This is a genomic window from Mycolicibacterium parafortuitum, from assembly GCF_010725485.1.
Taxonomy (GTDB): domain Bacteria; phylum Actinomycetota; class Actinomycetes; order Mycobacteriales; family Mycobacteriaceae; genus Mycobacterium.
On record NZ_AP022598.1, the window covers coordinates 4,754,655 to 4,775,825 of the forward strand.

Sequence of the window (21,171 nt, forward strand, 5' to 3'; positions counted from 1 at the left end):
CGGAACTCAGGCGTCTTCGAGCAGGTCCGGTGTCACCGCGGACTCGGTGTCCGGGATGCCCTCCTGCTTGGCCTTGCGGTCTGCCATCGACAGCAAGCGCCGAATCCGGCCTGCCACAGCATCTTTGGTCATCGGCGGATCGGCGAGCCGGCCCAGCTCCTCCAGCGAGGCCTGCCGGTGCGCGACCCGCAGCGTGCCCGCGGCGGCGAGATGGTCGGGCACGCTGTCGCCGAGGATCTCCAGCGCGCGTTCCACCCGGGCGGCCGCGGCGACCGCGGCACGGGCCGAGCGCCGCAGGTTCGCATCGTCGAAATTGGCGAGCCGGTTGGCGGTCGCGCGCACCTCGCGGCGCATGCGCCGCTCCTCCCACGTCAGCCGGGTGTCCTGGGCACCCATCCGGGTCAGCAGCGCGCCGATGGCTTCGCCGTCGCGCACCACCACCCGGTCGCTGCCGCGCACCTCGCGGGCCTTCGCGCTGACCCCGAGCCGCCGTGCCGCGCCGACCAGTGCCAGCGCCGCCTCCGGTCCGGGGCAGCTGACCTCCAGCGCCGACGAGCGGCCGGGTTCGGTCAGCGAACCGTGGGCCAAAAACGCTCCGCGCCAAGCGGCTTCGGCGTCGGCGACGCTGCCGCCGACGACCTGGGCCGGCAAGCCGCGCACCGGGCGGCCACGCAGATCCAGCAGGCCGGTCTGGCGGGCCAGCGCCTCCCCGTCCTTGGCGACGCGCACCACATAGCGGGTGCTCTTGCGGATCCCGCCGGCCGACAGCACGTGCACGACGGCGTTGTAGCCGTACAGGTCGTAGATGTCCTTGCGCAGCCGGCGCGCGATGATGCCGAGGTCGACCTCGGCCTCGACGACGACGCGACCCGACACGATGTGCAGGCCGCCGGCGAACCGCAACAGCGAGGCCACCTCGGCGCGGCGGGCACTCACCGAGTTGACCACCAAGCGGCTCAGCTCATCCTTGACCTCGGCTGTCATCGCCACGGGTCGTCACCTCTCGGTTCGTTCACTGTCTGGGTGGGCTGCGCTGTCGCAGCGGGTTCCTCCGGGTCGGCCGACATGCCCCGCCTGCGAACGCCCTCCAAGGCCGCGGCCAACCTCGCCGGGTCATGTAAAGGTGTACCAGGTCTGGACACATCGGCGAACTCGACCTCGGCGCCCAGAATCGAGGCGGTGCGACGCAGTTGGTCGCGGTCCCGGTCACCGACCACCCGCGCCGAATCCACGATGATGTCGTCCACCGTGAAGCCGGGGGCATGTTGGGCCAGCACGTGGATGTGGCGTTCCACCGAGAAGCCCGCGGTCTCCCCCGGCTCGGCGACCAGGTTCAGCACCAGTGCGCGCCGGGCCCTGGTGGCCTGCAGCGCCGCGATCAGTTGAGGCACGAGCACATGCGGGATCACACTGGTGAACCACGAGCCCGGCCCGAGGACGACGAGGTCGGCGTTCATGATCGCGTCGATCGCCTGGTGGGTGGCCGGCGGATCCGGCGGAATCAGCCTGACCCGGCGCACCTTGCCGACCGTGGTCGCGATCGCCACCTGACCGCGGATGGCGCGGCTGACCCGCGGATCGGATTCGAGGCCGACCACGTCGGCCTCGATGCTCAGCCCCATCGGGCACATCGGCAACACCCGGCCCTTGACGCCGAGGATGCGGCCGAGTTCGTCGAGTGCGGCGACCGGGTCGGCGAGCACCTCGTTGAGGCCGGCGAGCATCAGGTTGCCGATCGGGTGGCCGGCCAGCGCACCGCTGCCGCCGAAGCGATGCTGGATGATGGTGGCCCACAACCGGCCGTGCGGGCTGTCGGATGCCAACGCCGCCAACGCCATTCGCAGATCACCGGGCGGCACCACGTCGAGTTCGTTGCGGAGCCGCCCCGACGAGCCGCCGTCGTCGGCGACGGTCACGATCGCGGTGACGTGCGGGGTCAACCGGCGTGCGGCGGACAGCGTCGCATACAGGCCGTGGCCGCCGCCGAGCGCGACGATGCGGGGGCTGCTCATTCGCGCCCCAGGTCGCGGTGCAGCACGCGCACCGTCAGCGCGGGGCCGCTCTGCAGCCGTTGCGCCAACGCCTCGGCCATCGCCACACTGCGGTGCTTCCCGCCGGTGCAGCCGATCGCGACCGTCATGTAGCGCTTGCCCTCCCGGCGGTAACCGTCGATGACCACGTTCAGCAGCTGATGGTAGGAGTCCAGGAACTCGACGGCGCCGGCCTGGCCGAGCACGTAGTCGCGGACCTCGGGGTGCTGCCCGGTGTGCGGGCGCAGCCGGTCTATCCAGTGCGGATTGGGCAGGAACCGCACATCCATCACGGTGTCGGCGTCCATCGGCAGGCCGTACTTGTAGCCGAACGACTCGACGGTGACGCTGGTGACCGACACGGTCTCCGCGGCGAACGCGCGCTCGATGCTCTCGCGCAGCCCGTGCACCGACAGCGAGGACGTGTCGATCACCAGGTCGGCCGAGGCCCGCACCGGGGCCAGCAACGCCCGCTCGGCGGCGATGCCCTCGGCCAGCGTCTGGTTGCCCTGCAACGGATGGCTGCGCCGGTTCTGCTCGTAGCGACGGACCAGGATGTCGTCGGAGGCCTCCAGGAACACGACCCTGGGCACGATGTTGCGGGTGGCCAGTTCGCTGCGCACCCAGTCCAGGTCGCCGGTGAACCCCCGCGAGCGGACGTCCATCACCGCGGCGAGCTGGGTGATCCGCGAGCCCGCGGCCAGGCCGAGATCGACCATCCGCGCGATCAGTTCGGGCGGCAGGTTGTCGGCGACATACCAGCCGAGGTCTTCGAGCACCTTGGCCGCCGTGCCGCGGCCGGCTCCGGACATGCCGGTGACCAGGACCACGTCGATTCCGTTGTCGATGGACTCGTCGTCGACAGCACTGTCAACTTCCCCGCGCAGTTCGTCGTGCATGCCCTGCCTAGTCATCCCGTTACCGTGCTCTGATCATTGCCGATAACCGCGGCAGCCGCCTGCGAATCGGGGTCGGCATCCGGTGCGGCGCCGAGCGCCTCCAGCACCGCCCGCGCCGTCGCGGCCCCGATCCCGGGCACCGCCGTGATCTCCTCCACCGACGCCTGCTTGATCTTGGCCAGCGAACCGAAGTGCGTCACCAGCGCCTTGCGCCGGTGCTCGCCGAGCCCGCGCACCGAATCCAGCGCCGACGCCGTCATCCGCTTCGACCGCTTGCTGCGGTGATATGAGATCGCGAACCGGTGCGCCTCGTCGCGAACCCGCTGCAACAGGTAGAGCCCGTCACTGTTGCGCGGGAAGATCAGCGGATCCGGTTCCGCGGGCACCCACACCTCTTCCAGACGTTTGGCCAGCCCGATCACCGCGACATCGCTGATGCCCAACTCGTCGAGGACCGCCTGCGCGGCGTTGACCTGCGGCCCGCCGCCGTCGACGACGAACAGGTTGGGCGGGTAGGCGAACTTGCGCGGTCTGCCTTCCGGAGCCGCCCCGGCGGCGGAATCGGCGCCGGCGTCCCTCTCGTCGGGCTCCTGAGCGTCGCGCAGGTGCCGGTGGAACCGGCGCCGGGTCACCTCCGCGATCGACGCGACGTCGTCGGAGCGGCCGTCGCCCGCGGCCTCCCGGATCGCGAAGTGGCGGTAGTCCGACTTGCGCGGCAGCCCGTCCTCGAACACCACGAGCGACGCGACCACGTCGGTGCCCTGCACATGGCTGATGTCGATGCACTCGATGCGCAACGGGGCGTCCTGCAGCCCCAGGGTCTCCTGAATGCTCTGCAGCGCAGCGCTTCTGGCGGTGAAATCGCCGGCCCGCTTGAGCTTGTGCTGGTTCAGTGCCTGCTCGGCGTTGCGCTTGACGGTCTCGGCCAACGCCTTCTTGTCGCCGCGCTGGGGCACCCGCAGCGCGACCCGGGACCCGCGCAGCCCGCTCAGCCACGTCTCCAACTCGTGCGCCGTCTCGGGCAGGCAGGGCACCAGCACCTGCCGGGGTACCGGGTTGGTGGCCTCGTCACCGCCGGCGTCGCTGGCGCCGCCGAGCGCGTGCTGGTCGCCGTAGAACTGGGTCAGGAACTGCTCGACGAGGTACTCCAGCGTCGATTCGCCTGGCTCACCGGACTTTTCGATCACCCAGCCGCGCTGGCCCCGCACCCGCCCGCCGCGCACGTGAAAGACCTGCACCGCGGCCTCGAGTTCGTCGTCGGCGAAGGCCACCACATCGGCGTCGGTGCCGTCGCCGAGCACCACGGTCTGCTTCTCCATCGCGCGGCGCATCGCGCCGATGTCGTCGCGCAGCCGGGCGGCGCGTTCGAAGTCGAGTTCCTCGGCTGCGGCGTTCATCTGGCGTTCCATGTCGCGGATCAGCTTGTCGGTCTTGCCCGCGAGGAAATCGCAGAAGTCCAGCACGATCCTGCGGTGCTGCTCGGCGTCGACGCGCCCGACGCACGGCGCGGAGCACTTGTCGATGTACCCGAGCAGGCACGGCCGGTCAATCTGGCTATGCCGCTTGAAGACTCCGTTCGAGCAGGTGCGCGCCGGGAACACCCGGGTCAGCAGGTCGAGTGTCTCGCGGATCGCCCACGCATGCGAGTACGGCCCGAAATAGCGCACACCTTTACGGCGCGGACCCCGGTACACCTTCAGCCGCGGATACTCCTCGTTGAGGGTCACCGCGAGCACCGGATAGGACTTGTCGTCGCGGTAGCGGATGTTGAACCGCGGATCGAATTCCTTGATCCAGTTGTACTCCAGCTGCAGCGCCTCGACCTCGGTGCCGACCACCGTCCACTCGACGCTGGCCGCCGTCGTCACCATCTGCCGGGTGCGCGGCGCCAGACCGGAGATGTCGGCGAAGTACGAGTTGAGCCTGCTGCGCAGACTCTTGGCCTTGCCGACGTAGATGACCCGCCCGTGCGGGTCGCGGAAACGGTAGACGCCCGGCTCGACGGGGATGGACCCGGGAGCGGGTCGGTACGTCGCTGGATCGGGCACGGTCCCAGGTTACTGCCGGGCCACGACGGGGTAGATCCACCTCCGTGGCAGTGATGCGGGCCACCCGCCGCCTGAGCGCCGCTCTGCTGGGGCTGACGCTGATACTCGCCGGTTGCTCGGCGACGCAGGACACACCTGCCGCCCCGCAAGGACCGTGCGACATCGCCGCCGACGGTGCGGCGGAGACGAAATCGGACGCCCGTCAGAACGAGTCCGACCCCGAGACCGCGACCGGCTACCGCTCCGGCATGACCGCGGTGCAGACCCGGACCTACGCGGTCGCCACCGCCAATCCACTGGCCACCCGCGCCGCGTGTGAGGTACTGCGCGACGGCGGCACCGCGGCCGACGCACTGGTCACCGCGCAGGCGGTGCTCGGCCTCGTCGAGCCGCAGTCCTCGGGGCTCGGCGGCGGCGGATTCCTGCTGTACTACGACGCGGCCACCGACTCGGTGCAGGCCTTCGACGGCCGCGAGGTCGCCCCGGCCGCGGCGACCGAGAATTATCTGCGCTGGGTGTCCGACACCGACCGGACCGAACCGCTGCCGGACGCGAGGGCCTCGGGGCGCTCGATCGGCGTGCCCGGGATCGTCCGGATGCTCGCCGACGTGCACGCCGAGCACGGCAGCACCCCGTGGCGCGAGCTGTTCTCCCCCGCCGTCCAGTTGGCCGACGACGGCTTCGACGTCAGCCCACGACTGGCGGCGGCGATCGCCGACGCGGCGCCCAGGCTCGCGGCCGACGAAGAGGCGGCCGCCTACTTCCTGAACCCCGACGGCAGCGCGAAGACCGCACAGGCCCGGCTGACCAATCCGGCCTATGCGAAGACGTTGGGCGCCATCGCCGCCGATCCCGCCGCGTTCTACACCGGCGACATCGCCCGTGACATCGTGGCCGCGGTAGCCGACCCGTCCGGTGGCCGCACCCCCGGCCTGATGACGCTGGAGGACCTCGCCGGATACACCGCGAAACCCCGCCAGGCGATCTGCACGCCGTACCGGGGCAAGCAGATCTGCGGGATGCCGCCGCCGTCGTCGGGCGGCATCGCCGTCGCGGCGACCCTCGGCATGCTGGAGCGGTTCCCGATGGCGCAGTACGCCCCCACCGACGTCGACCTCGACGGTGGCCGGCCGACGGTGCTGGGTGTGCATCTGATCTCCGAGGCCGAGCGGCTGGCATACGCCGATCGGGACCGCTACGTCGCCGACTCCGACTTCGTGCCGCTGCCCGGCGGATCGCCGGACCTCCTGCTGGGCAGCGACTACCTGGCCGGGCGCGCCGCGCTGATCTCGACCGAGAAGGCCATGGGCACCGCCGAGCCCGGCGACTTCGGCGCGCCGGCCGCCCCGGTCGCGCCGATACCCGAACACGGCACCAGCCACGTCAGCGTCGTCGACGCACAGGGCAACGCGGCGTCGCTGACCACCACGGTCGAATCGGCGTTCGGCTCGTTCCACATGGTGAACGGCTTCCTACTGAACAACCAGCTGACCGACTTCTCCGCCGAGCCCGCCGGCCCGGACGGCACACCGGTGGCCAACCGCGTCGAACCCGGGAAACGGCCGCGCAGCACGATGGCGCCGACGCTGATCTTCACCCCGGCCGGGCCCGGCGCGCGACGCGAGCTGTACGGAGTCGTAGGCTCGCCCGGCGGCGCGACGATCATCCAGTTCGTCGTCAAAACCGTGGTGGGGATGCTCGATTGGAATCTGGATCCGCAGCAGGCGGTATCGATGGTCGACTTCGGTGCGGACAACTCGCCCGAGACCAACGTCGGCGGCGAGCACCCGGTGATCGACACCTCAGACGACGGCGGCAACGACCCGCTGGTGCGGGGCCTGCGCGAACTCGGCCACAAGGTGGACCTGGCCGATCAGTCCAGCGGACTGTCGGCGATCGTGCGGGCACCCGGCGGCTGGGTCGGCGGCGCCGACCCGCGCCGGGAGGGCGCGGTCACGGGCGATGTGGGCGGCCCTGCGAGTTGAGGTCGCGCGTGTAGCGGTCCAGGAGCGCGCGCACCTGGTCCATCGCGTCGATCGCACGGGCCTTGTCGACGGCCTGGATCGCCATCACCGGGACGTACTCGTCGTCCGGCAGATCCAGCCGAGCCCAGCGGGCACCCTGGTGAAACGACACGTCGACCACGGTGTCCCACGGAAAGAGGCGGTAGCCCAACAGGTTCCGCACCGCCACCCCGGCCGGGCCGACCCGCAGCCGCGGCCGCGCGAACAGCGTCACCAACGCGGCGATCACGACACCGACCAGCGCGATCGCGATCTGGTCGGCCGTGCGGAAGAACACCCCGGTCGATCCGATCTTCAGCAGGGCGCCGACCACGACATGCGCGGCGACGATGATCGCCGCGGCGCCCCAGGCGAAGATCGGGGTCAGATGCGGTTTGACCTCGAGGTCCCAGTCGCCACTCATGAGCCGGCGGCGAGTCGGCGCAGCGTCAGCGCGGTCGACAGTGCAGCCGCGGCCGCCTGGGCGCCCTTGTCCTCGCCGGAACCGGGCAGCCCGGCACGGTCGAGCGCCTGGTGTTCGGTGTTCACGGTGAGCACCCCGTTGGCGACCGGGGTGGACGCATCCAGCGACACCCGGGTCAGACCCTGCGTGACGGCATCACAGACGTAGTCGAAATGCGGTGTCTCTCCGCGGATCACCACACCGAGAGCGACCACGGCGTCATGGGTCTGCGCGAGTGCCTGCGCGACGACGGGGATCTCGATCGCGCCGAGCACTCGCACCACGGTCGGGTCGCTGATCCCGGCCTCCTCGGCGACCTTGACCGCGCCGGCGAGCAGCGCGTCGCAGATCTTCTCGTGCCAGGTGCTGGCCACGATGCCGAGCTTGACGTCCTTGGCATCGATCGGGGGCAGGTCGGGAACTCCCTGGCCGCTCATACCGCGCCGCCGAACTCGCCCGGGACGGCTTCGTCGAAGTCCTCGAGGCCGACCAGGTCGTGGCCCATCCGGTCGCGCTTGGTCATCAGATAGCGGATGTTCTCCGCGTTGGCCCGCACCGGCAGCGGCACCCGCTCGATGATGTGCAGGCCATAGCCGTCGAGGCCGACCCGCTTCGCCGGGTTGTTGGTCAGCAGGCGCATCGACCGCACCCCGAGGTCGACGAGGATCTGCGCGCCGATGCCGTAGTCGCGGGCGTCGGCGGGAAGCCCGAGCTTCAGGTTCGCGTCGACGGTGTCGTCGCCGGCGTCCTGGAGCTGATAGGCCTGCAGCTTGTGCATCAGCCCGATGCCGCGGCCCTCGTGGCCGCGCATGTAGAGCACGATGCCGCGGCCCTCGCGCGCGACCATCGCCAGCGCGGCGTCCAGCTGCGGACCGCAGTCGCAGCGGCGCGAGCCGAACACGTCACCGGTCAGACACTCCGAATGCACCCGCACCAGCACGTCGTGGCCGTCGCTGTGCGGGCCCGCGATGTCACCCTTGACCAGTGCGACGTGCTCGACATCCTCGTAGATGCTGGTGTAGCCGACGGCGCGGAACTCGCCGTGGCGGGTCGGGATGCGCGCCTCGGCGACCCGGGCGATGTGCTTTTCGTGCTTACGCCGCCACTCGATCAGGTCGGCGATCGAGATCAGCGCCAGATCGTGCTCGTCGGCGAAGATCCGCAGCTCGTCGGTCTGCGCCATCGCGCCTTCGTCCTTCTGGCTGACGATCTCGCAGATCGCGCCCGCGGGCTGCAGACCGGCGAGCCGGGCCAGGTCGACGGCGGCCTCGGTGTGTCCCGGCCTGCGCAGCACGCCACCGTCCTTGGCGCGCAACGGCACCACGTGACCGGGCTTGGTGAAGTCGTCGGCGACCGCGTCGGGATCGGCGAGCAGCCGCATCGTCGTGGCCCGGTCCATCGCCGAGATACCGGTTCCGACACCCTTCTTCGCATCGACGGTCACGGTGTAGGCGGTCTGGTGCTTGTCCTGGTTGACCGCGTACATCGGCAGCAGGCCGAGCCGGTCGCAGATGTCACCGGCCAGTGGGACGCACAGGTACCCGGAGGTGTAGCGCACCATGAACGCCACCAGTTCCGGGGTGGCTTTCTCGGCGGCGAAGATCAGGTCGCCCTCGTTCTCCCGGTCCTCGTCGTCGATGACGACCACGGCCTTGCCTGCGGCTATGTCGGCAACCGCGCGCTCGACCGAATCCAGCCTCGTCATCCTCACCACCCTTGCCGGTTCCGGGCACGGAACCTCGTCTCGATGCCCTTCAGTATGAACCACGGCAAGGCCCCGGTTATTGCCCCTGGGTGGGGCATCAGTCACCGGCGGGCAACTCGCCCTTCTTCTCCAGGAGCCGTTCGACGTACTTGGCGATCACATCCACCTCGAGGTTCACCGGGCTGCCGACCGCGGCGTGGCCGAGCGTCGTCATGCCGAGCGTCGTCGGGATCAGCGACACCTCGAACCAGTCGTCGCCGAGCCCCGAAACCGTCAGCGAGACCCCGTCGACGGTGATAGAGCCCTTGTGGACGACGTAGTGGGACAGTTCGGCGGGCAGCGAGACCCGCACCACGGTCCAGTGCTCGGACGGGGTCCGGGACACGATCTCACCGGTGCCGTCGACGTGGCCCTGCACGATGTGACCACCGAGGCGGCTGCTCACCGCGGCCGCGCGTTCGAGGTTCACGCGGGCGCCGACGTCGATGCCGCGCAGACTCGAGCGGCTCAGTGTCTCGTTCATCACATCGGCGCTGAACGAATCACCGTCGAGTACGTCGACCACGGTCAGGCACACGCCGTTGACCGCGATCGAATCCCCATGGCCGGCATCGGAGGTGACGACGGGCCCGCGGATCACCAGGCGCGCCGAGTCACCCAGGTCCTCCTTGGCGACGACCTCGCCCAGTTCTTCGACGATTCCAGTGAACACGCCGACCAGCCTAGAACGTCACCGAACACGCAGTTCAGCCACCGCATCGGCGGTCCGCTACCGGCCCGGGCACCCACGTGCCGACACCTGCACCCTCTACGATGCAGGCATGCAGACCCGCCTGTTGGCGATCTTCGCCGCCCTTTTTGCCGTCGTCGCCCTCGCCGCAGGGTGTTCCGGTTCGTCCTCGGAGGACTCCGGCAAGGACCTGCCCGACGCCGCGACCCTGCTGAAGCAGTCCGCGGAGACCACCAGGGGCCAGACCAGCGCCCACCTCAAACTGTCCGTGCAGGGGCAGATCGCCGAGCTTCCCGTCGAGGAACTCGAAGGCGATCTGACCCAGACCCCGGAGGTCGCGGCCAAGGGTGTCGCGAACATCATCTTCCTCGGCCAGAAGCTCAACAACGTCGAGTTCGTGGTGTCCGGCGGCGACCTGTGGGCCACCATCACCGCCGGTGGCGCGCTGTCGAACTTCGGTCCGGCCGCCGACGTCTACGACGTCGCCGCGATCCTCGATCCCAACGTCGGTCTGGCCAACGTGCTCGCCAACTTCGGCAATCCCAGCGCCGACGGTCGCGAGACCGTCGAGGGAACGCAGACCGTCCGGATCACCGGCGACGTCAGCGCCGACGCGGTCAACAAGATCGCCCCGCAGATCGGCGCCACCGGCCCGGTGCCCGGCACCGCCTGGGTCGCCGAGGAAGGTGACAACAAGCTCATGCAGGTGCGCCTGGAGCCGACTCCCGGCAACAGCGTCACGATGACGCTGTCCAAGTGGGGCGAGCCGGTGACCGTCGACAAACCCGCGGCGTGATGCTCGAGACCCGGGGCGCCACCAACCGCTGGCTGGCGATCAGTGCGGGCAGCCTGGCGGTGATGCTGGGCGCCCTCGACACCTACGTGGTGGTCTCGGTCATCCGCGACATCATGGTCGACGTCGGCATCGGCATCAACGAGATCCAGCGGGTCACGCCGATCATCACCAGCTACCTGCTGGGCTACATCGCCGCGATGCCGCTGCTGGGGCGGGCGTCCGACCGGTTCGGCCGCAAGATGCTGATCCAGGTCAGCCTGGCCACCTTCGCCATCGGTTCGGTGATCACCGCGATGTCGACCGACCTCGTCCCGATGGTCATCGGCCGCGCCGTCCAGGGTGCCGCCAGCGGTGCGCTGCTGCCCGTCACGCTGGCGCTGGCCGCGGATCTGTGGATGAGCCGCAACCGCGCCGCGGTGCTCGGCGGTGTCGGCGCCGCCCAGGAGTTGGGCAGTGTGCTCGGCCCGCTCTACGGCGTCGGCCTGGTCGCCCTGTTCAGCCACTGGCAGGCGGTGTTCTGGGTCAACGTGCCGCTCGCGGCGATCGCGATGGTGATGATCCACTTCAGCCTGCCCGCCCGGTCCAAGGACGCGCCGACGGAGAAGGTCGACGTGGTGGGCGGGCTGCTGCTGGCCCTGGCGCTCGGGCTGGTCGTCGTCGGGCTCTACAACCAGACACCCGACGGCAAGCAGATGCTGCCGAGCTACGGCATACCGGTGCTGATCGCCGCGGCGGTCGCCGCCGCCGCGTTCTTCCTGTGGGAGAAGGTCGCCTCCACCCGGCTCATCGAGCCCGCCGGGGTGCGGTTCCGGCCGTTCCTGGCCGGCCTGGGCGCATCGCTGTGCGCCGGCGCGGCGCTGATGGTCACGCTGGTCAACATCGAACTGTTCGCCCAGGGTGTGCTCGGCAAGGAACAGAGCGAAGCGGTCTTCATGCTGCTGTGGTTCCTCGGCGCACTACCGATCGGCGCCCTGGTCGGCGGCTGGCTGGCCACCAGGATCGGGGACCGCATCGTCGTGTTCGTCGGCCTGCTCATCGCCGCGGTCGGCTACTGGCTCGTATCGCAGTGGACCTCGGCCGTGCTGACCGACCACCACGACCTCGGCTTCGTGCACCTGCCCACGTTCGACACCGACCTCGCGATCGCCGGACTGGGCCTCGGCCTGGTCATCGGACCGCTGACCTCGGCGACGTTGCGGGTCGTACCGTCGGCCCAGCACGGCATCGCGTCGGCCGCGGTGGTGGTCGCGCGGATGATCGGCATGCTGATCGGCATCGCGGCGCTGTCGGCGTGGGGTCTGTACCGGTTCAACCAGCATCTCGCGGAACTCCCCCCGAGCACTGCCGGCGGGTCACTGGCCGAGCGGCTGGCCGCCGAGGCGAACCGGGTCGTCGAGGCCTACGTGCTGCAGTACGGGGAGATCTTCACGATCACCTCGATCGTGTGTGTCGTGGGCGCCGTGCTGGGCCTGCTGATCGCGGCCAGGAGCGAACACGCCGACGAGCCGGCCGGCGAGCCTCAGCAGCGCTCGAGCCCGCGGCCCATCAGCTGACGGTCTTCGGCCGGATCCGCGTGATCGGAGGTCAGTCCCCGCCACGCGGCGCGCAGTGCGCCCGGGAGGTCGCGGGGGTCGATGGGACTGATGTTGAGCCAGTTCTGCAGGGCAGGCATGCTCGATGTCCTTTGTTTATTCGTGCTCACCATGCGCAAACGTCGGTGAAGGCGCGATTGACCCAGTCTAGCGAGATCCGGGCACCGACCCCGGTAGCGGCGCGGTGTGAGCCCCGGCACTCGGGATCAGTGCGGGCTCAGGCTCAGCAGCACATCGGGTCCGACCGGCGCCATCCCGTCGAAGCGCCAGCGGTGCGCCTGGGAGATGTTCGTCACCCCGACGTCGTCGATCACGGAGACCGGCCCACCGAGCAGGATCGGGGCGACGTATGCCAGGATCCGGTCCACCGCTCCGGCCCGCAGGAACGCGCCCGCCAGTGTCGGTCCGCCCTCCAGGAACACGTCGGTGCGGTCCGACAACGCCCGGAGCACCTCGTGCGGATCGCGGGTGCGGATCACCATCGTGTGGGAGTCGTCATTGAGAACCGTTGCGTCGGGCGAGATCTCACGCATCCCGACCACGACGCGAAGCGGCTGGTGGTCGGCCAGGCTGCCGTCGGGCAGCCGCGCGGTCAGCGCCGGGTCGTCGGCGAACACGGTCCCGGTCCCGACGATGATCGCGTCGGCGGCCGCGCGCCGCCGATGCACGTCGGCGCGCGCCGCCTCGCCGGTGATCCACTGACTGGAACCGTCGGCCGCCGCGCTGCGCCCGTCCACGCTGCCGGCGAATTTCCATGTCACATGCGGCTTTCCGGTGCGCTGTTTGTGCAGCCACTCCCGCAGCGGGCCACCGGACACCTCGGCGGCCAGCACCTCCGCGGTGACCTGCACGCCGGCGGCGGTCAGCCGCGCGGCCCCACCCGCGGCCGCGGGGTTGGGATCGGCGACGGCGTATGCGACCGCGGCGATCCCGGCGTCCAGCAACGCATCCACGCACGGCGGGGTGCGGCCGAAGTGGTTGCACGGCTCCAGGGTGACGACGGCGGTGCCGCCTGCCGCGCGCTGACCGGCGCGGCGCAGCGCGAGCACCTCGGCGTGCGGCCCACCCGTCGATGCCGTCGCCCCGACCCCGGCGATCTCCCCGTCACGGTCCAGGATCACCGCTCCGACAGGAGGATTCGGGTACGTGCGGCCCTTCACCCGCTCCGACTGCTCGATGGCCGCGGCCATCGCCGCGTCAAGGTTCACAGCACCAGATGCTTGGATGCCGACGCAGCCTGGCTGCGCAGCGACTCCACCGCGGCCGCCGGGTCCTCGGCGCTGTAGACCGCGGAGCCCGCGACGAAGCAGTCCACGCCGGCCTCGGCGGCGGCCTCGATGGTGTCGGTGTTGATGCCGCCGTCGATCTCGATCAGGATCGTCAGCTCGCCGGCGTCGACGAGGCGGCGCACGGTACCGACCTTCGGCAACACCTCGGCGATGAACTTCTGGCCGCCGAAGCCCGGCTCCACCGACATCACCAGCAGGGTGTCGAATTCGCGCAGGATCTCCAGGTACGGCTCGATCGGAGTGCCCGGCTTCACCGAGAGGCCCGCCTTGGCCCCGGCGGCGCGGATGTCGCGGGCCACCGCGATCGGATTGTCGGTCGCCTCGGCGTGGAACGTGACGTTGTAGGCGCCCGCCTCGGCGTACGGCGGCGCCCACCGTTCGGGGTTGTCGATCATCAGATGGCAGTCCATCGGGATGTCGGTGGCCTTGAGCAGGGATTCCACCACCGGCAGCCCGAGGGTCAGGTTCGGCACGAAGTGGTTGTCCATGACGTCGACGTGCAGCCAGTCGGCGCCCTCGACGGCGGCGGACTCCTCTGCGAGCCTGGCGAAGTCGGCGGCCAGGATCGACGGTGCGATCAACGGTTTCGGCATGGGGATCAGCCTACGATGCGCCCGCTACCCGGAAGTGACCCGTAGTGCGGCGGCGAACATCGCGTCGGTGCCGTGCCGGTGCGGCCACAGCTGCACCGACGTCCCGTCGCCGGTGTCGGTGGCCGGCGCGAACAGCTCGCGGGTGTCCAGCGCGGTCACCGGATACCTGCGGACCGCGTCGGCGACGACGCCGGCGGTCTCGGCGAGATGCGGCGAACAGGTCGCGTACAGCACCACCCCGCCGGGCCGGGTCAGCCGGATCGCCGCGGCCAGCAGTTCGCGCTGCAGTCTGGCCAGCGCGGGCACATCGCCCGGGGTGCGCCGCCACCGCGCCTCCGGGCGCCGGCGCAGCGCGCCGAGCCCGGTACACGGCGCGTCGACCAGCACCCGGTCGAACCCGGGGGTGAGCCCGGACTCCCGGCCGTCGACGCGCACCACCTCGACACCGAGTCCCGCGGTGTTCTGCTCCACCATGTCGGCGCGCCGCGGTGCGGGTTCGACGGCCGTGACCGTCGCGCCGGTGGACCGGCCCAGCGCCGCCAGCAGGGCGGTCTTGCCACCGGGCCCGGAGCACAGGTCCAGCCACCGGCCGCCGTCCTCGCCGTCCAGCGGCGCCAGGGTCAGCGCCCGCGCCACCAGCTGGCTGCCTTCGTCCTGCACCAGCGCCCGGCCGTCGCGCACGGCCGCGACCCCGCCGGGATCGCCGTCACCGAGGTACACCGCGTACGGCGAGTACCGCCCGACGGTGCCGCCGGTCTGCTCGGCGAGATCGGCGGCGCTCAACTGTCCGGGGCGGGCCGCCAGGTGCACCTCGGGGCGGGCGTCGTCGCTGGCGAGCAACTCCTCGAGTTCGCCGGCCCGCGCTCCCAGCGCGTCGGCGAACGCCTGCCCGATCCACCTCGGGTGGGCGTGCACGAACGACAGGTGGCCGATCGGGTCGGTGTCGGCCGGCGGAGCGAGTTCGGCCACCCAGGACGCCTCGTCGCGGCGCGCGATGGTGCGCAGCACACCGTTGACGAAACCTGCTCGCGCCGTGTCGAATTCGAGGCCGGCCTGTTCCACGGTGGTGGATACCGCCGCGTGGTCGTCGACGCGGGTGCGCAGCAGCTGATAGGCGCCGAGGCGCAGCAGATCCAGCAGCACCGGGTCGATCCGGTCCACCGGCCTGCCCGCCGCCGCGGCGATCACCGCGTCGAGCAGACCGGTCGCGCGGCAGGTGCCGTAGGTCAGCTCGGTGGCGAAAGCGGCGTCGCGCCCGGTGATTCCGCGCTCGCGCAGCAGCGCCGGCAGCGCCAGGTTGGCGTACGCGTCGCGTTCGGACACCGCACGCAGCACGTCGAACGCGGCTTGGCGGGCCGGGTCCAGCCGCTTACGCCGCATCGGGCGCTTCTTCTTCTCGGGCCGGTTCATTTGGCCCACCCGATGTCCTCGGCGCGGGCACCACGGGCCCAGTCGGCGGCGTTCATCGGTTTCTTGCCCGGCGGCTGCACGGTGCCGAGCAGTACCGGCCCGGAGCCGGTGCCGACGTGGACGTGTTTCTTGTCGGCCCGGATCTGTCCGGGTGCGAGGTCGTCGGGTCCGTCGGCGGGCACCGTGACGGGGCCGACCTTGACCCTCGTGTCGCCGATCATCGTCCAGGCGCCCGGGTTCGGGGTGACCGAACGGATGCGCCGGTCCACCACGTGCGCGGGTAGATCCCAACGGATGCGGGCGTCGTCGACGGTGACCTTCGGTGCGACACTGACGCCGTCGGAGGGTTGCGGCACCGCGGTCAGCGTGCCGTCCTCGATGCCGTCCATGGTGGCCTCCAGCAGCCCCGCGCCCGTTTCGGCCAGTCGTGCCAGCAGATCACCGGCGGTGTCGGCGGGCCGGATGGTCTCGGTGACCACACCGAACACCGGGCCGGAGTCGAGGCTGCGTTCGATCTGGAACGTCGTCGCGCCGGTCACCTCGTCGCCGGCGGCCAGCGCGGCCTGCACCGGCGCGGCCCCGCGCCAGGCGGGCAGCACCGAGAAGTGCAGGTTCACCCATCCATGCCGGGGTACGGCGAGCAGTTCGTCGCGCAGCAGCGCACCGTAGGCCACCACCGCGCAGCAGTCCGGGGCCAGCTCGGCGAGTTCGGCGACGAATTCTTCGGAGTTGGGGCGCTGCGGTTTCAGCACCGGGATGCCGTGTTCGGTGGCCCTCGTCGCGACCGGGGACGGGGCCGGGCGGCCGCGCCGGCCCGCGGCCGCGTCGGGACGGGTCAGGACCGCGACGACGTCGTGGCGTGGCGAATCGATGAGCCGTTGCAGTGACGGGAGGGCAGGTTCCGGAGTGCCGGCGAAGACGAGACGCACCGAGCCAGTGTATGGAGTCGGCCTACCGCGGGGTCTGGTAGTACTCCTTCTCGGTCACCCCGGCCAGTGGGGCGACGAACATCCACGGGATCGTGGTGAGCAGCCGGTTGAGGGTGGCCGCCGCGTCGTTGTAGTACTGCCGGGCGAACGCGAGTTTGTCCTCGGTGTCGGCGAGAGTGCGCTGCAGGTCCAGAAAGTTGTTCGACGAGTTGAGCTGCGGATAGTTCTGTCCGAGCGCCAGCAGCGGGGCCAGCGCCGAGTCGAGTTGTCGCTCGGCGGCGCTGCGCTGGGCCACCGACTCGCCACCGGTGGCCGACGTCAGCGCCGCCCTCGCATCGGTGACCCGATCCAGGATGGCCTTCTCGTGGGCCGCGAACGTCTGCACGGTGTGCACCAGGCTCGGGATGAGCGACGCGCGCCGGGTCAACTCGACGTCGATCCCGGACAGCGCCTCGGCGACACGGACGTCGGCGGATCGGATCTTGTTGTACCCCAACACGAATCCGACCAGCACCGCCACGGCGAGCACCAGCACGACGACGAGCACGAAGCTCACCATGATCCACCTCCTCCGCCGCCGCCCCCACCGCCGCCGCCACCGCCGCTGAAGCTGCCGCCGCCGCCCGAGGACGAGGACGAAGCCGCCTGCGATGCGGTGTAGGCGCCGATCGAGGACGACAGCGCCGAATCGAAACTGTCGAAGTCCGCGCCGCCGGAACCGCCGGCGAATCCCGAGCCGGAACCTGCCGGAATCGGGTACCAATCGGGTTGCGGCGCAGTGGTTCCGGTGTAGGCCTCGTACTTCTTGGCCCACAGCGCCGCGACGCCCGCCGCGACCGCGAACGGCACATAGGCGATGTAGAGGTCCTTGCGGGCCGAGAAGTCGAAACGGCTCTCCGCCGAGTCGGTGGACAGCAGGCGGTGGAAGCCACCGACCCGCGACCACAGCTCACGGCCCGCGGCGGTGCGCCGGGTGCCGACGCCGTCGCGCCACGACCCGGCCGACAGCAGGAAGAACGCCGCGAACGGCAAAGCCCACATGGTGGTCGGGAAGCCCCAGCGGAAGAACGCGCACACCATCAGCACGAACGCCACCGCGTTGGCGGCCCGCAACCAGAGCTCCTTCTTGCGGGGCACCAGCAGGCCGTCGTCGATCGCCCACTTCCGGACGGCCGAGGACATATCGGCCTTGGCCTTGCTGAGCTTCTCCCCCGACTTGGGTGTCTTCTTTGCCTCGAACACCGCTGTCTCGTTGAGCAGCTTGAGCCGCGACGCGACCGCGACGCTGACCGGGTCGACGTCGGCCCACTGCCCCGGCTTGGCGATCGTGGTGATCGTCCAGTGTTTGTCGCTGACCCGGTCCAACCGGATGAGGCCGCGTTCGGCCAGGTACAGCAGTGTCGCGGTCAGGCCGCGGGACGGCACGGACTCGGTGCGGATGTATTCGGCCTGCACCGGGCCGAGCCCGGGCGGCGGGGCGTACTGCAGCGGGAAGCCCGGGGGCCGCTCCAGCACGCGGCGGAACCACACCAGCGCCGCGGCGCCGGCGAGCACGGTGAACGCCGCGACCCACCACACCCCGGTCAGCGACTGGCCGAGCACCCGGTCCCAGCTGTGCGACCACGGCAGGGTCATCCGCGGCGGGACCGGTACATCCACGCCCGCACGGACAGTGACCGGGGTGCGCGGCGGCAGGTCCTCGGCGCGCAACCGCACCCGGGTGCCGTCGACGGTCAGGTCGTCACACGCACGGCCGACGCCGTAGCCGACCGAACACTGGGCGGTGCCGACCGCGCCGGGCAGGTCCAGCGTGATGTCGGCGCGCTCGATGCGGTTGTTCCAGGCCGGCGCGATCACGTTCCAGAAGAACACGCTCGGTGACGGCGCCGGGTCGCCGACCGTGTCGGCGAACTCGCGGCCGGCGCCGACCTCGCCGGGGTCGAGGACACCGGGAACGGTGTAGCGGATCTCGAAGACGTGCTCGCCGTCGCTGAGGTAGCGGTCGGGATCCCCGATCTTGGCGACCCGGAAGCGGTTCGCGTCCTCCCAGAGCATCTCGTAGGTCGCGGGACGTCCATCCAGCAGGATCGACTGGATCTCGGGCTTCTGCCGCACCGACGTGTCGTTTGGGTTGACCAGGTCCCAGTAGCGGAAGATGCCGTGGCGCGCGGTGGTGTAGAAGTCGGTGGTGATCGTCTCGACCGCGGTCATGTCGCCGGCGGCGTTCACGGCGATGTCGACGTCGTAGTGCGTGATCACCACCGGGTCGTCGACCTCGGTGGAGCCGCCGCCGGATCCACCGTCGAAGACCACCGGCCACAGCACACCGCATGAGATCAAGATCAACGGGATGAGCGCCTTGAGCACCCTCCCCGCCGACATGGGCATCAGCCTATGTGCAACGGGTCGATCTGGATGCGAACTGGCTCCTGATCGTGGCGAGCGCTTTGCACCGCCGCCGCGCGCCGCAGCGCCGCGGCCAGTTCCAGGCCACCGTCGCGGGGCACCCGCACCAACATCCTGACGACCGGGGCGTCCGGGGCGATCCCGGCCGGTCTGCGCGCCCCGACCGGAAGATCCACGGATGGCGCCTGCACGCGGGACGCCGATCGGCGCGCCCTCGGGCGGAGCGCGAGGCCGGCGGCGCCAGCAGACCTCCACGCGAGCCGCACCGACGACCGGCAGACCGCGCGCGGGGCGCCCTCGGCCGGCACGACCACCGCGCGGACCGCATCGGAGCCGCACCGGGCGCACCGAAGGGCGAGCTCCCGCCCGCGGCAGACCGCTCGGCCCTGCAGCGCGCGACGGCCCGGCATTTGGCGCACGACAGCGCGGGCACATAGCCGCGCCGCGGCACCTGGACCAGGACGGGGGTGTGCTTGGCCAGCGCGGCGCGGGCGGCGTCGAGGGCGACGGTCGGCAACCGCGCGGTGTGCGCCGCGGCGTCCCGTTCGTGCGCGTAGGCGCTGTCCTCCAGGGCGATCACCCGCGGCGCGTGCGCGCGCAGCGTGTGCCGGGTCGCGGTGAGGTCGTGCGCCCACCCGCTGCGCACCAGCGCCTGCGCCTCGGCGGTGCGCGCGTATCCGCCGATCATCGCCGCGCAGCGCAACTGGTGGGCACGCAGCATCGCGACGTCGCGGGCGTGCGGGTACGGCGAGCGCGGCTCGGCCAGCGAATCGTCACCGTCGTCCCACAGCATCACCAGACCCAGATCGGCAACCGGCGCGAAAACCGCACTGCGCGTGCCGATCACGAACCGCGCGTCACCCCGCAGCACCGCCAGCCAGCGACGGTAGCGCTCGGCGGGCCCCAGCCCCGCCGACAACGCCACCACCCGGTCGGCGTCGAGGCGCGTCAGCGCGGCGGCGTGCAGCAGGTCGACGTCGCGCTGATCAGGGACGACGGCGAGCACCCCACGACCGGCGTGCACCGTCACGGCGGCGACCTCGGCCAGCCTGGCCGGCCAGGATTCACCCGGAAGGGCCTGCCACACCGCCCGCGCGGCTCTGGTCTCACGCAGCGCGGCGACGAACCGCTCGCCGCCGCTGTAGGCCGCCCACGCGGCGGTGTCGACCGGCGCGGCCGCCAGGGGTGCGAGCACCACCGGCGTCTTCTTCTCCACCGTCGCGTGCCGGGGCGGCACGGCCAACCGCAGCACGTCGGCGCGGGTCCCGGCATACCGGGCGGCGACCGCGTCGACGAGGCGGCGCACGTCGTGGGTCAGCACGCACTCCGGTGACACCACCTTGTCGATCCATCCGAGCTTGCCGGCATGGTCGGTGTCGGAACGTCTTTCGAGCACGAACGCGTCGACGAGCCTGCCGTGGAAGCGGACCTTGACCCGCACCCCGGGCTGCGCGTCGTCGGACTGTTCGGCGGCCACCAGATAGTCGAACTCGCGGTCGAGGTGCGGCACCGTCAGCATCGGCAGTACACGGGCGATGGGCTCGTGTTCGGCGGCCTGCCGGGCGGGTTTCACACCGCAGGTGTAGCAGACGGCACGGACGTGCGGCCGAACAGCAGCCCCGCGGTGATCAGCAGCAGCGACGCCGCGTATGCCCACCAGATCGGCACTGCCAGCGCCTCCGAGCCGAGCACGAATCTGCTGATGCCGATCATCGCGTCCGACACCGCGAAACACACCGCACCCAGCGCGGTCCACGGGGTCGGCAGGTCCGCCAGCAACGCGACGCACACCATCGCGCCCAGCACGGTGATGTAGAGCGTGACGGGCAGCGCCATGCCCTGGTCGAGCAGCCGCGGCCAGAACCACCCCAGCAGCGCCACACACGCGATCAGCACGACCGCGGCCGCGGCGAGTCCGCGCGGGGACCGCCGCGCCAACGGCAGCAGCGCAGCCAGGAAACACAGATGCGCGATCAGGAACGACGCCAGCCCGAGCACGAACGACGGCTCCCACCACGGCATCGCCAGCAGGTAGTCACCCGCCGCGGAGAACAGCAGCGCAGCGAACAACCACAGCCGCTCCCGCCGGATCGGATGGGTCAGCGCCGCCGCGGCGAGCAGCACCGCCGCCAGGGACTTGACCGCGGGCTGCAAGGCGAACTGCCCGGTCAGCTCGGCGCCCGCGGGCACTCGCGTCGCGGTCACGATCAGGAAAACGCCGTAGCCCGCGGCCACCGCCGCGGCACCGGCCCACAGCTTCCGGGTCATGGGCGAGAAG

At 71.0% G+C, this 21,171-nt stretch carries 19 protein-coding genes and 1 pseudogene; 3 read left to right on the forward strand and 17 right to left on the reverse strand.

Going from position 1 to position 21,171, the window contains the following annotated elements; translation table 11 throughout:
- Positions 1–6 precede the first annotated feature (6 nt).
- The 4 genes from whiA to uvrC are packed head-to-tail and all read right to left on the reverse strand — an operon-like array spanning position 7 to position 4,977.
- Positions 7–984: a DNA-binding protein WhiA gene (gene whiA, locus NTM_RS22415; protein WP_104861488.1), complete on the reverse strand. Its 978-nt coding sequence runs from the start codon at positions 982–984 to the stop codon at positions 7–9.
- Positions 981–2,012 (reverse strand): gluconeogenesis factor YvcK family protein, encoded by a 1,032-nt coding sequence (locus NTM_RS22420; RefSeq protein WP_163767959.1) that lies wholly within the window; start codon positions 2,010–2,012, stop codon positions 981–983. Before NTM_RS22420 ends, whiA begins: the two co-directional genes overlap by 4 nt.
- Positions 2,009–2,944: an RNase adapter RapZ gene (gene rapZ / locus NTM_RS22425; protein ID WP_163767961.1), complete on the reverse strand. Its 936-nt coding sequence runs from the start codon at positions 2,942–2,944 to the stop codon at positions 2,009–2,011. Before rapZ ends, NTM_RS22420 begins: the two co-directional genes overlap by 4 nt.
- On the reverse strand, positions 2,941–4,977 hold the full coding sequence (uvrC, locus tag NTM_RS22430; RefSeq protein ID WP_104860850.1) for an excinuclease ABC subunit UvrC: 2,037 nt from the start codon (positions 4,975–4,977) through the stop codon (positions 2,941–2,943). Before uvrC ends, rapZ begins: the two co-directional genes overlap by 4 nt.
- Before the next feature lie 53 nt (positions 4,978–5,030).
- On the opposite strand from uvrC, the gene NTM_RS22435 reads away from it, so the two are divergent.
- Positions 5,031–6,962 (forward strand): gamma-glutamyltransferase family protein, encoded by a 1,932-nt coding sequence (locus NTM_RS22435; RefSeq protein ID WP_163769590.1) that lies wholly within the window; start codon positions 5,031–5,033, stop codon positions 6,960–6,962.
- On the opposite strand, the gene NTM_RS22440 is transcribed toward NTM_RS22435, so the two are convergent.
- The 4 genes from NTM_RS22440 to NTM_RS22455 all read right to left on the reverse strand — a co-directional run bounded on the left by NTM_RS22440 (position 6,931) and on the right by NTM_RS22455 (position 9,860).
- A complete protein-coding gene (locus NTM_RS22440; RefSeq protein WP_163767966.1) occupies positions 6,931–7,404 on the reverse strand; it encodes a PH domain-containing protein in 474 nt (157 codons plus the stop codon). The two genes, NTM_RS22435 and NTM_RS22440, sit on opposite strands and share 32 nt — an antisense overlap.
- Positions 7,401–7,880, reverse strand: coding sequence for a 6,7-dimethyl-8-ribityllumazine synthase (gene ribH / locus NTM_RS22445; RefSeq protein ID WP_104860848.1), 480 nt, complete (start codon positions 7,878–7,880; stop codon positions 7,401–7,403). The genes NTM_RS22440 and ribH overlap by 4 nt, the downstream gene beginning before the upstream one ends.
- Positions 7,877–9,148, reverse strand: a complete 1,272-nt coding sequence (locus tag NTM_RS22450; protein WP_104861486.1) for a bifunctional 3,4-dihydroxy-2-butanone-4-phosphate synthase/GTP cyclohydrolase II — start codon at positions 9,146–9,148, stop codon at positions 7,877–7,879. Before NTM_RS22450 ends, ribH begins: the two co-directional genes overlap by 4 nt.
- A gap of 97 nt (positions 9,149–9,245) precedes the next feature.
- Entirely contained in the window at positions 9,246–9,860 is a 615-nt protein-coding gene (locus NTM_RS22455) for a riboflavin synthase (RefSeq protein ID WP_104860847.1), read from the reverse strand.
- A 109-nt stretch (positions 9,861–9,969) separates the two neighbouring features.
- Between NTM_RS22455 and NTM_RS22460 the strand changes: the two genes are divergently transcribed.
- Both NTM_RS22460 and NTM_RS22465 read left to right on the forward strand, forming a co-directional pair.
- On the forward strand, positions 9,970–10,674 hold the full coding sequence (locus tag NTM_RS22460; RefSeq protein WP_104860846.1) for an LppX_LprAFG lipoprotein: 705 nt from the start codon (positions 9,970–9,972) through the stop codon (positions 10,672–10,674).
- Positions 10,674–12,227 carry an MFS transporter gene (locus NTM_RS22465; RefSeq protein WP_163767969.1) on the forward strand — a complete coding sequence of 518 codons (1,554 nt, stop codon included), beginning with the start codon at positions 10,674–10,676 and terminating at the stop codon, positions 12,225–12,227. The genes NTM_RS22460 and NTM_RS22465 overlap by 1 nt, the downstream gene beginning before the upstream one ends.
- Here the strand turns inward: NTM_RS22465 and NTM_RS28620 are convergent.
- The 9 genes and pseudogenes from NTM_RS28620 to NTM_RS22505 form a co-directional block, all read right to left on the reverse strand.
- Entirely contained in the window at positions 12,194–12,346 is a 153-nt protein-coding gene (locus NTM_RS28620) for a hypothetical protein (RefSeq protein WP_170311994.1), read from the reverse strand. The two genes, NTM_RS22465 and NTM_RS28620, sit on opposite strands and share 34 nt — an antisense overlap.
- Positions 12,347–12,472: 126 nt before the next feature.
- Positions 12,473–13,474: a bifunctional diaminohydroxyphosphoribosylaminopyrimidine deaminase/5-amino-6-(5-phosphoribosylamino)uracil reductase RibD gene (gene ribD, locus NTM_RS22470; protein WP_163767971.1), complete on the reverse strand. Its 1,002-nt coding sequence runs from the start codon at positions 13,472–13,474 to the stop codon at positions 12,473–12,475.
- Positions 13,471–14,148: a ribulose-phosphate 3-epimerase gene (gene rpe / locus NTM_RS22475; protein WP_163767973.1), complete on the reverse strand. Its 678-nt coding sequence runs from the start codon at positions 14,146–14,148 to the stop codon at positions 13,471–13,473. Before rpe ends, ribD begins: the two co-directional genes overlap by 4 nt.
- A gap of 24 nt (positions 14,149–14,172) precedes the next feature.
- The gene (locus NTM_RS22480; protein ID WP_163767976.1) at positions 14,173–15,558 is read right to left on the reverse strand and encodes an RsmB/NOP family class I SAM-dependent RNA methyltransferase; all 1,386 of its coding nucleotides are present in this window, start codon (positions 15,556–15,558) and stop codon (positions 14,173–14,175) included.
- Positions 15,555–16,487: a methionyl-tRNA formyltransferase gene (gene fmt / locus NTM_RS22485; RefSeq protein ID WP_104860842.1), complete on the reverse strand. Its 933-nt coding sequence runs from the start codon at positions 16,485–16,487 to the stop codon at positions 15,555–15,557. Before fmt ends, NTM_RS22480 begins: the two co-directional genes overlap by 4 nt.
- Before the next feature lie 22 nt (positions 16,488–16,509).
- Positions 16,510–17,046, reverse strand: a complete 537-nt coding sequence (locus tag NTM_RS22490; RefSeq protein ID WP_163767979.1) for a LemA family protein — start codon at positions 17,044–17,046, stop codon at positions 16,510–16,512.
- Positions 17,040–18,869, reverse strand: coding sequence for a DUF2207 domain-containing protein (locus NTM_RS22495; protein ID WP_163767981.1), 1,830 nt, complete (start codon positions 18,867–18,869; stop codon positions 17,040–17,042). The genes NTM_RS22490 and NTM_RS22495 overlap by 7 nt, the downstream gene beginning before the upstream one ends.
- A gap of 5 nt (positions 18,870–18,874) precedes the next feature.
- Positions 18,875–20,412 (reverse strand): annotated as a pseudogene (locus tag NTM_RS22500) (primosomal protein N' family DNA-binding protein).
- 50 nt (positions 20,413–20,462) lie between these two features.
- Positions 20,463–21,161 (reverse strand): lysoplasmalogenase, encoded by a 699-nt coding sequence (locus tag NTM_RS22505; protein ID WP_163767984.1) that lies wholly within the window; start codon positions 21,159–21,161, stop codon positions 20,463–20,465.
- Between the last annotated feature and the right edge of the window lie 10 nt (positions 21,162–21,171).

Bases quoted from the DNA above. Each gene is read 5' to 3' on its own strand.
- whiA (WP_104861488.1), bottom strand. From the start codon at position 984: ATGACAGCCGAGGTCAAGGATGAGCTGAGCCGCTTGGTGGTCAACTCG.
- NTM_RS22420 (WP_163767959.1), bottom strand. From the start codon at position 2,012: ATGAGCAGCCCCCGCATCGTCGCGCTCGGCGGCGGCCACGGCCTGTAT.
- rapZ (WP_163767961.1), bottom strand. From the start codon at position 2,944: ATGACTAGGCAGGGCATGCACGACGAACTGCGCGGGGAAGTTGACAGT.
- NTM_RS22435 (WP_163769590.1), top strand. From the start codon at position 5,031: ATGCGGGCCACCCGCCGCCTGAGCGCCGCTCTGCTGGGGCTGACGCTG.
- NTM_RS22440 (WP_163767966.1), bottom strand. From the start codon at position 7,404: ATGAGTGGCGACTGGGACCTCGAGGTCAAACCGCATCTGACCCCGATC.
- ribH (WP_104860848.1), bottom strand. From the start codon at position 7,880: ATGAGCGGCCAGGGAGTTCCCGACCTGCCCCCGATCGATGCCAAGGAC.
- NTM_RS22450 (WP_104861486.1), bottom strand. From the start codon at position 9,148: ATGACGAGGCTGGATTCGGTCGAGCGCGCGGTTGCCGACATAGCCGCA.
- NTM_RS22460 (WP_104860846.1), top strand. From the start codon at position 9,970: ATGCAGACCCGCCTGTTGGCGATCTTCGCCGCCCTTTTTGCCGTCGTC.
- NTM_RS22465 (WP_163767969.1), top strand. From the start codon at position 10,674: ATGCTCGAGACCCGGGGCGCCACCAACCGCTGGCTGGCGATCAGTGCG.
- NTM_RS28620 (WP_170311994.1), bottom strand. From the start codon at position 12,346: ATGCCTGCCCTGCAGAACTGGCTCAACATCAGTCCCATCGACCCCCGC.
- rpe (WP_163767973.1), bottom strand. From the start codon at position 14,148: ATGCCGAAACCGTTGATCGCACCGTCGATCCTGGCCGCCGACTTCGCC.
- NTM_RS22480 (WP_163767976.1), bottom strand. From the start codon at position 15,558: ATGAACCGGCCCGAGAAGAAGAAGCGCCCGATGCGGCGTAAGCGGCTG.
- NTM_RS22490 (WP_163767979.1), bottom strand. From the start codon at position 17,046: ATGGTGAGCTTCGTGCTCGTCGTCGTGCTGGTGCTCGCCGTGGCGGTG.
- NTM_RS22495 (WP_163767981.1), bottom strand. From the start codon at position 18,869: ATGTCGGCGGGGAGGGTGCTCAAGGCGCTCATCCCGTTGATCTTGATC.
- NTM_RS22505 (WP_163767984.1), bottom strand. From the start codon at position 21,161: ATGACCCGGAAGCTGTGGGCCGGTGCCGCGGCGGTGGCCGCGGGCTAC.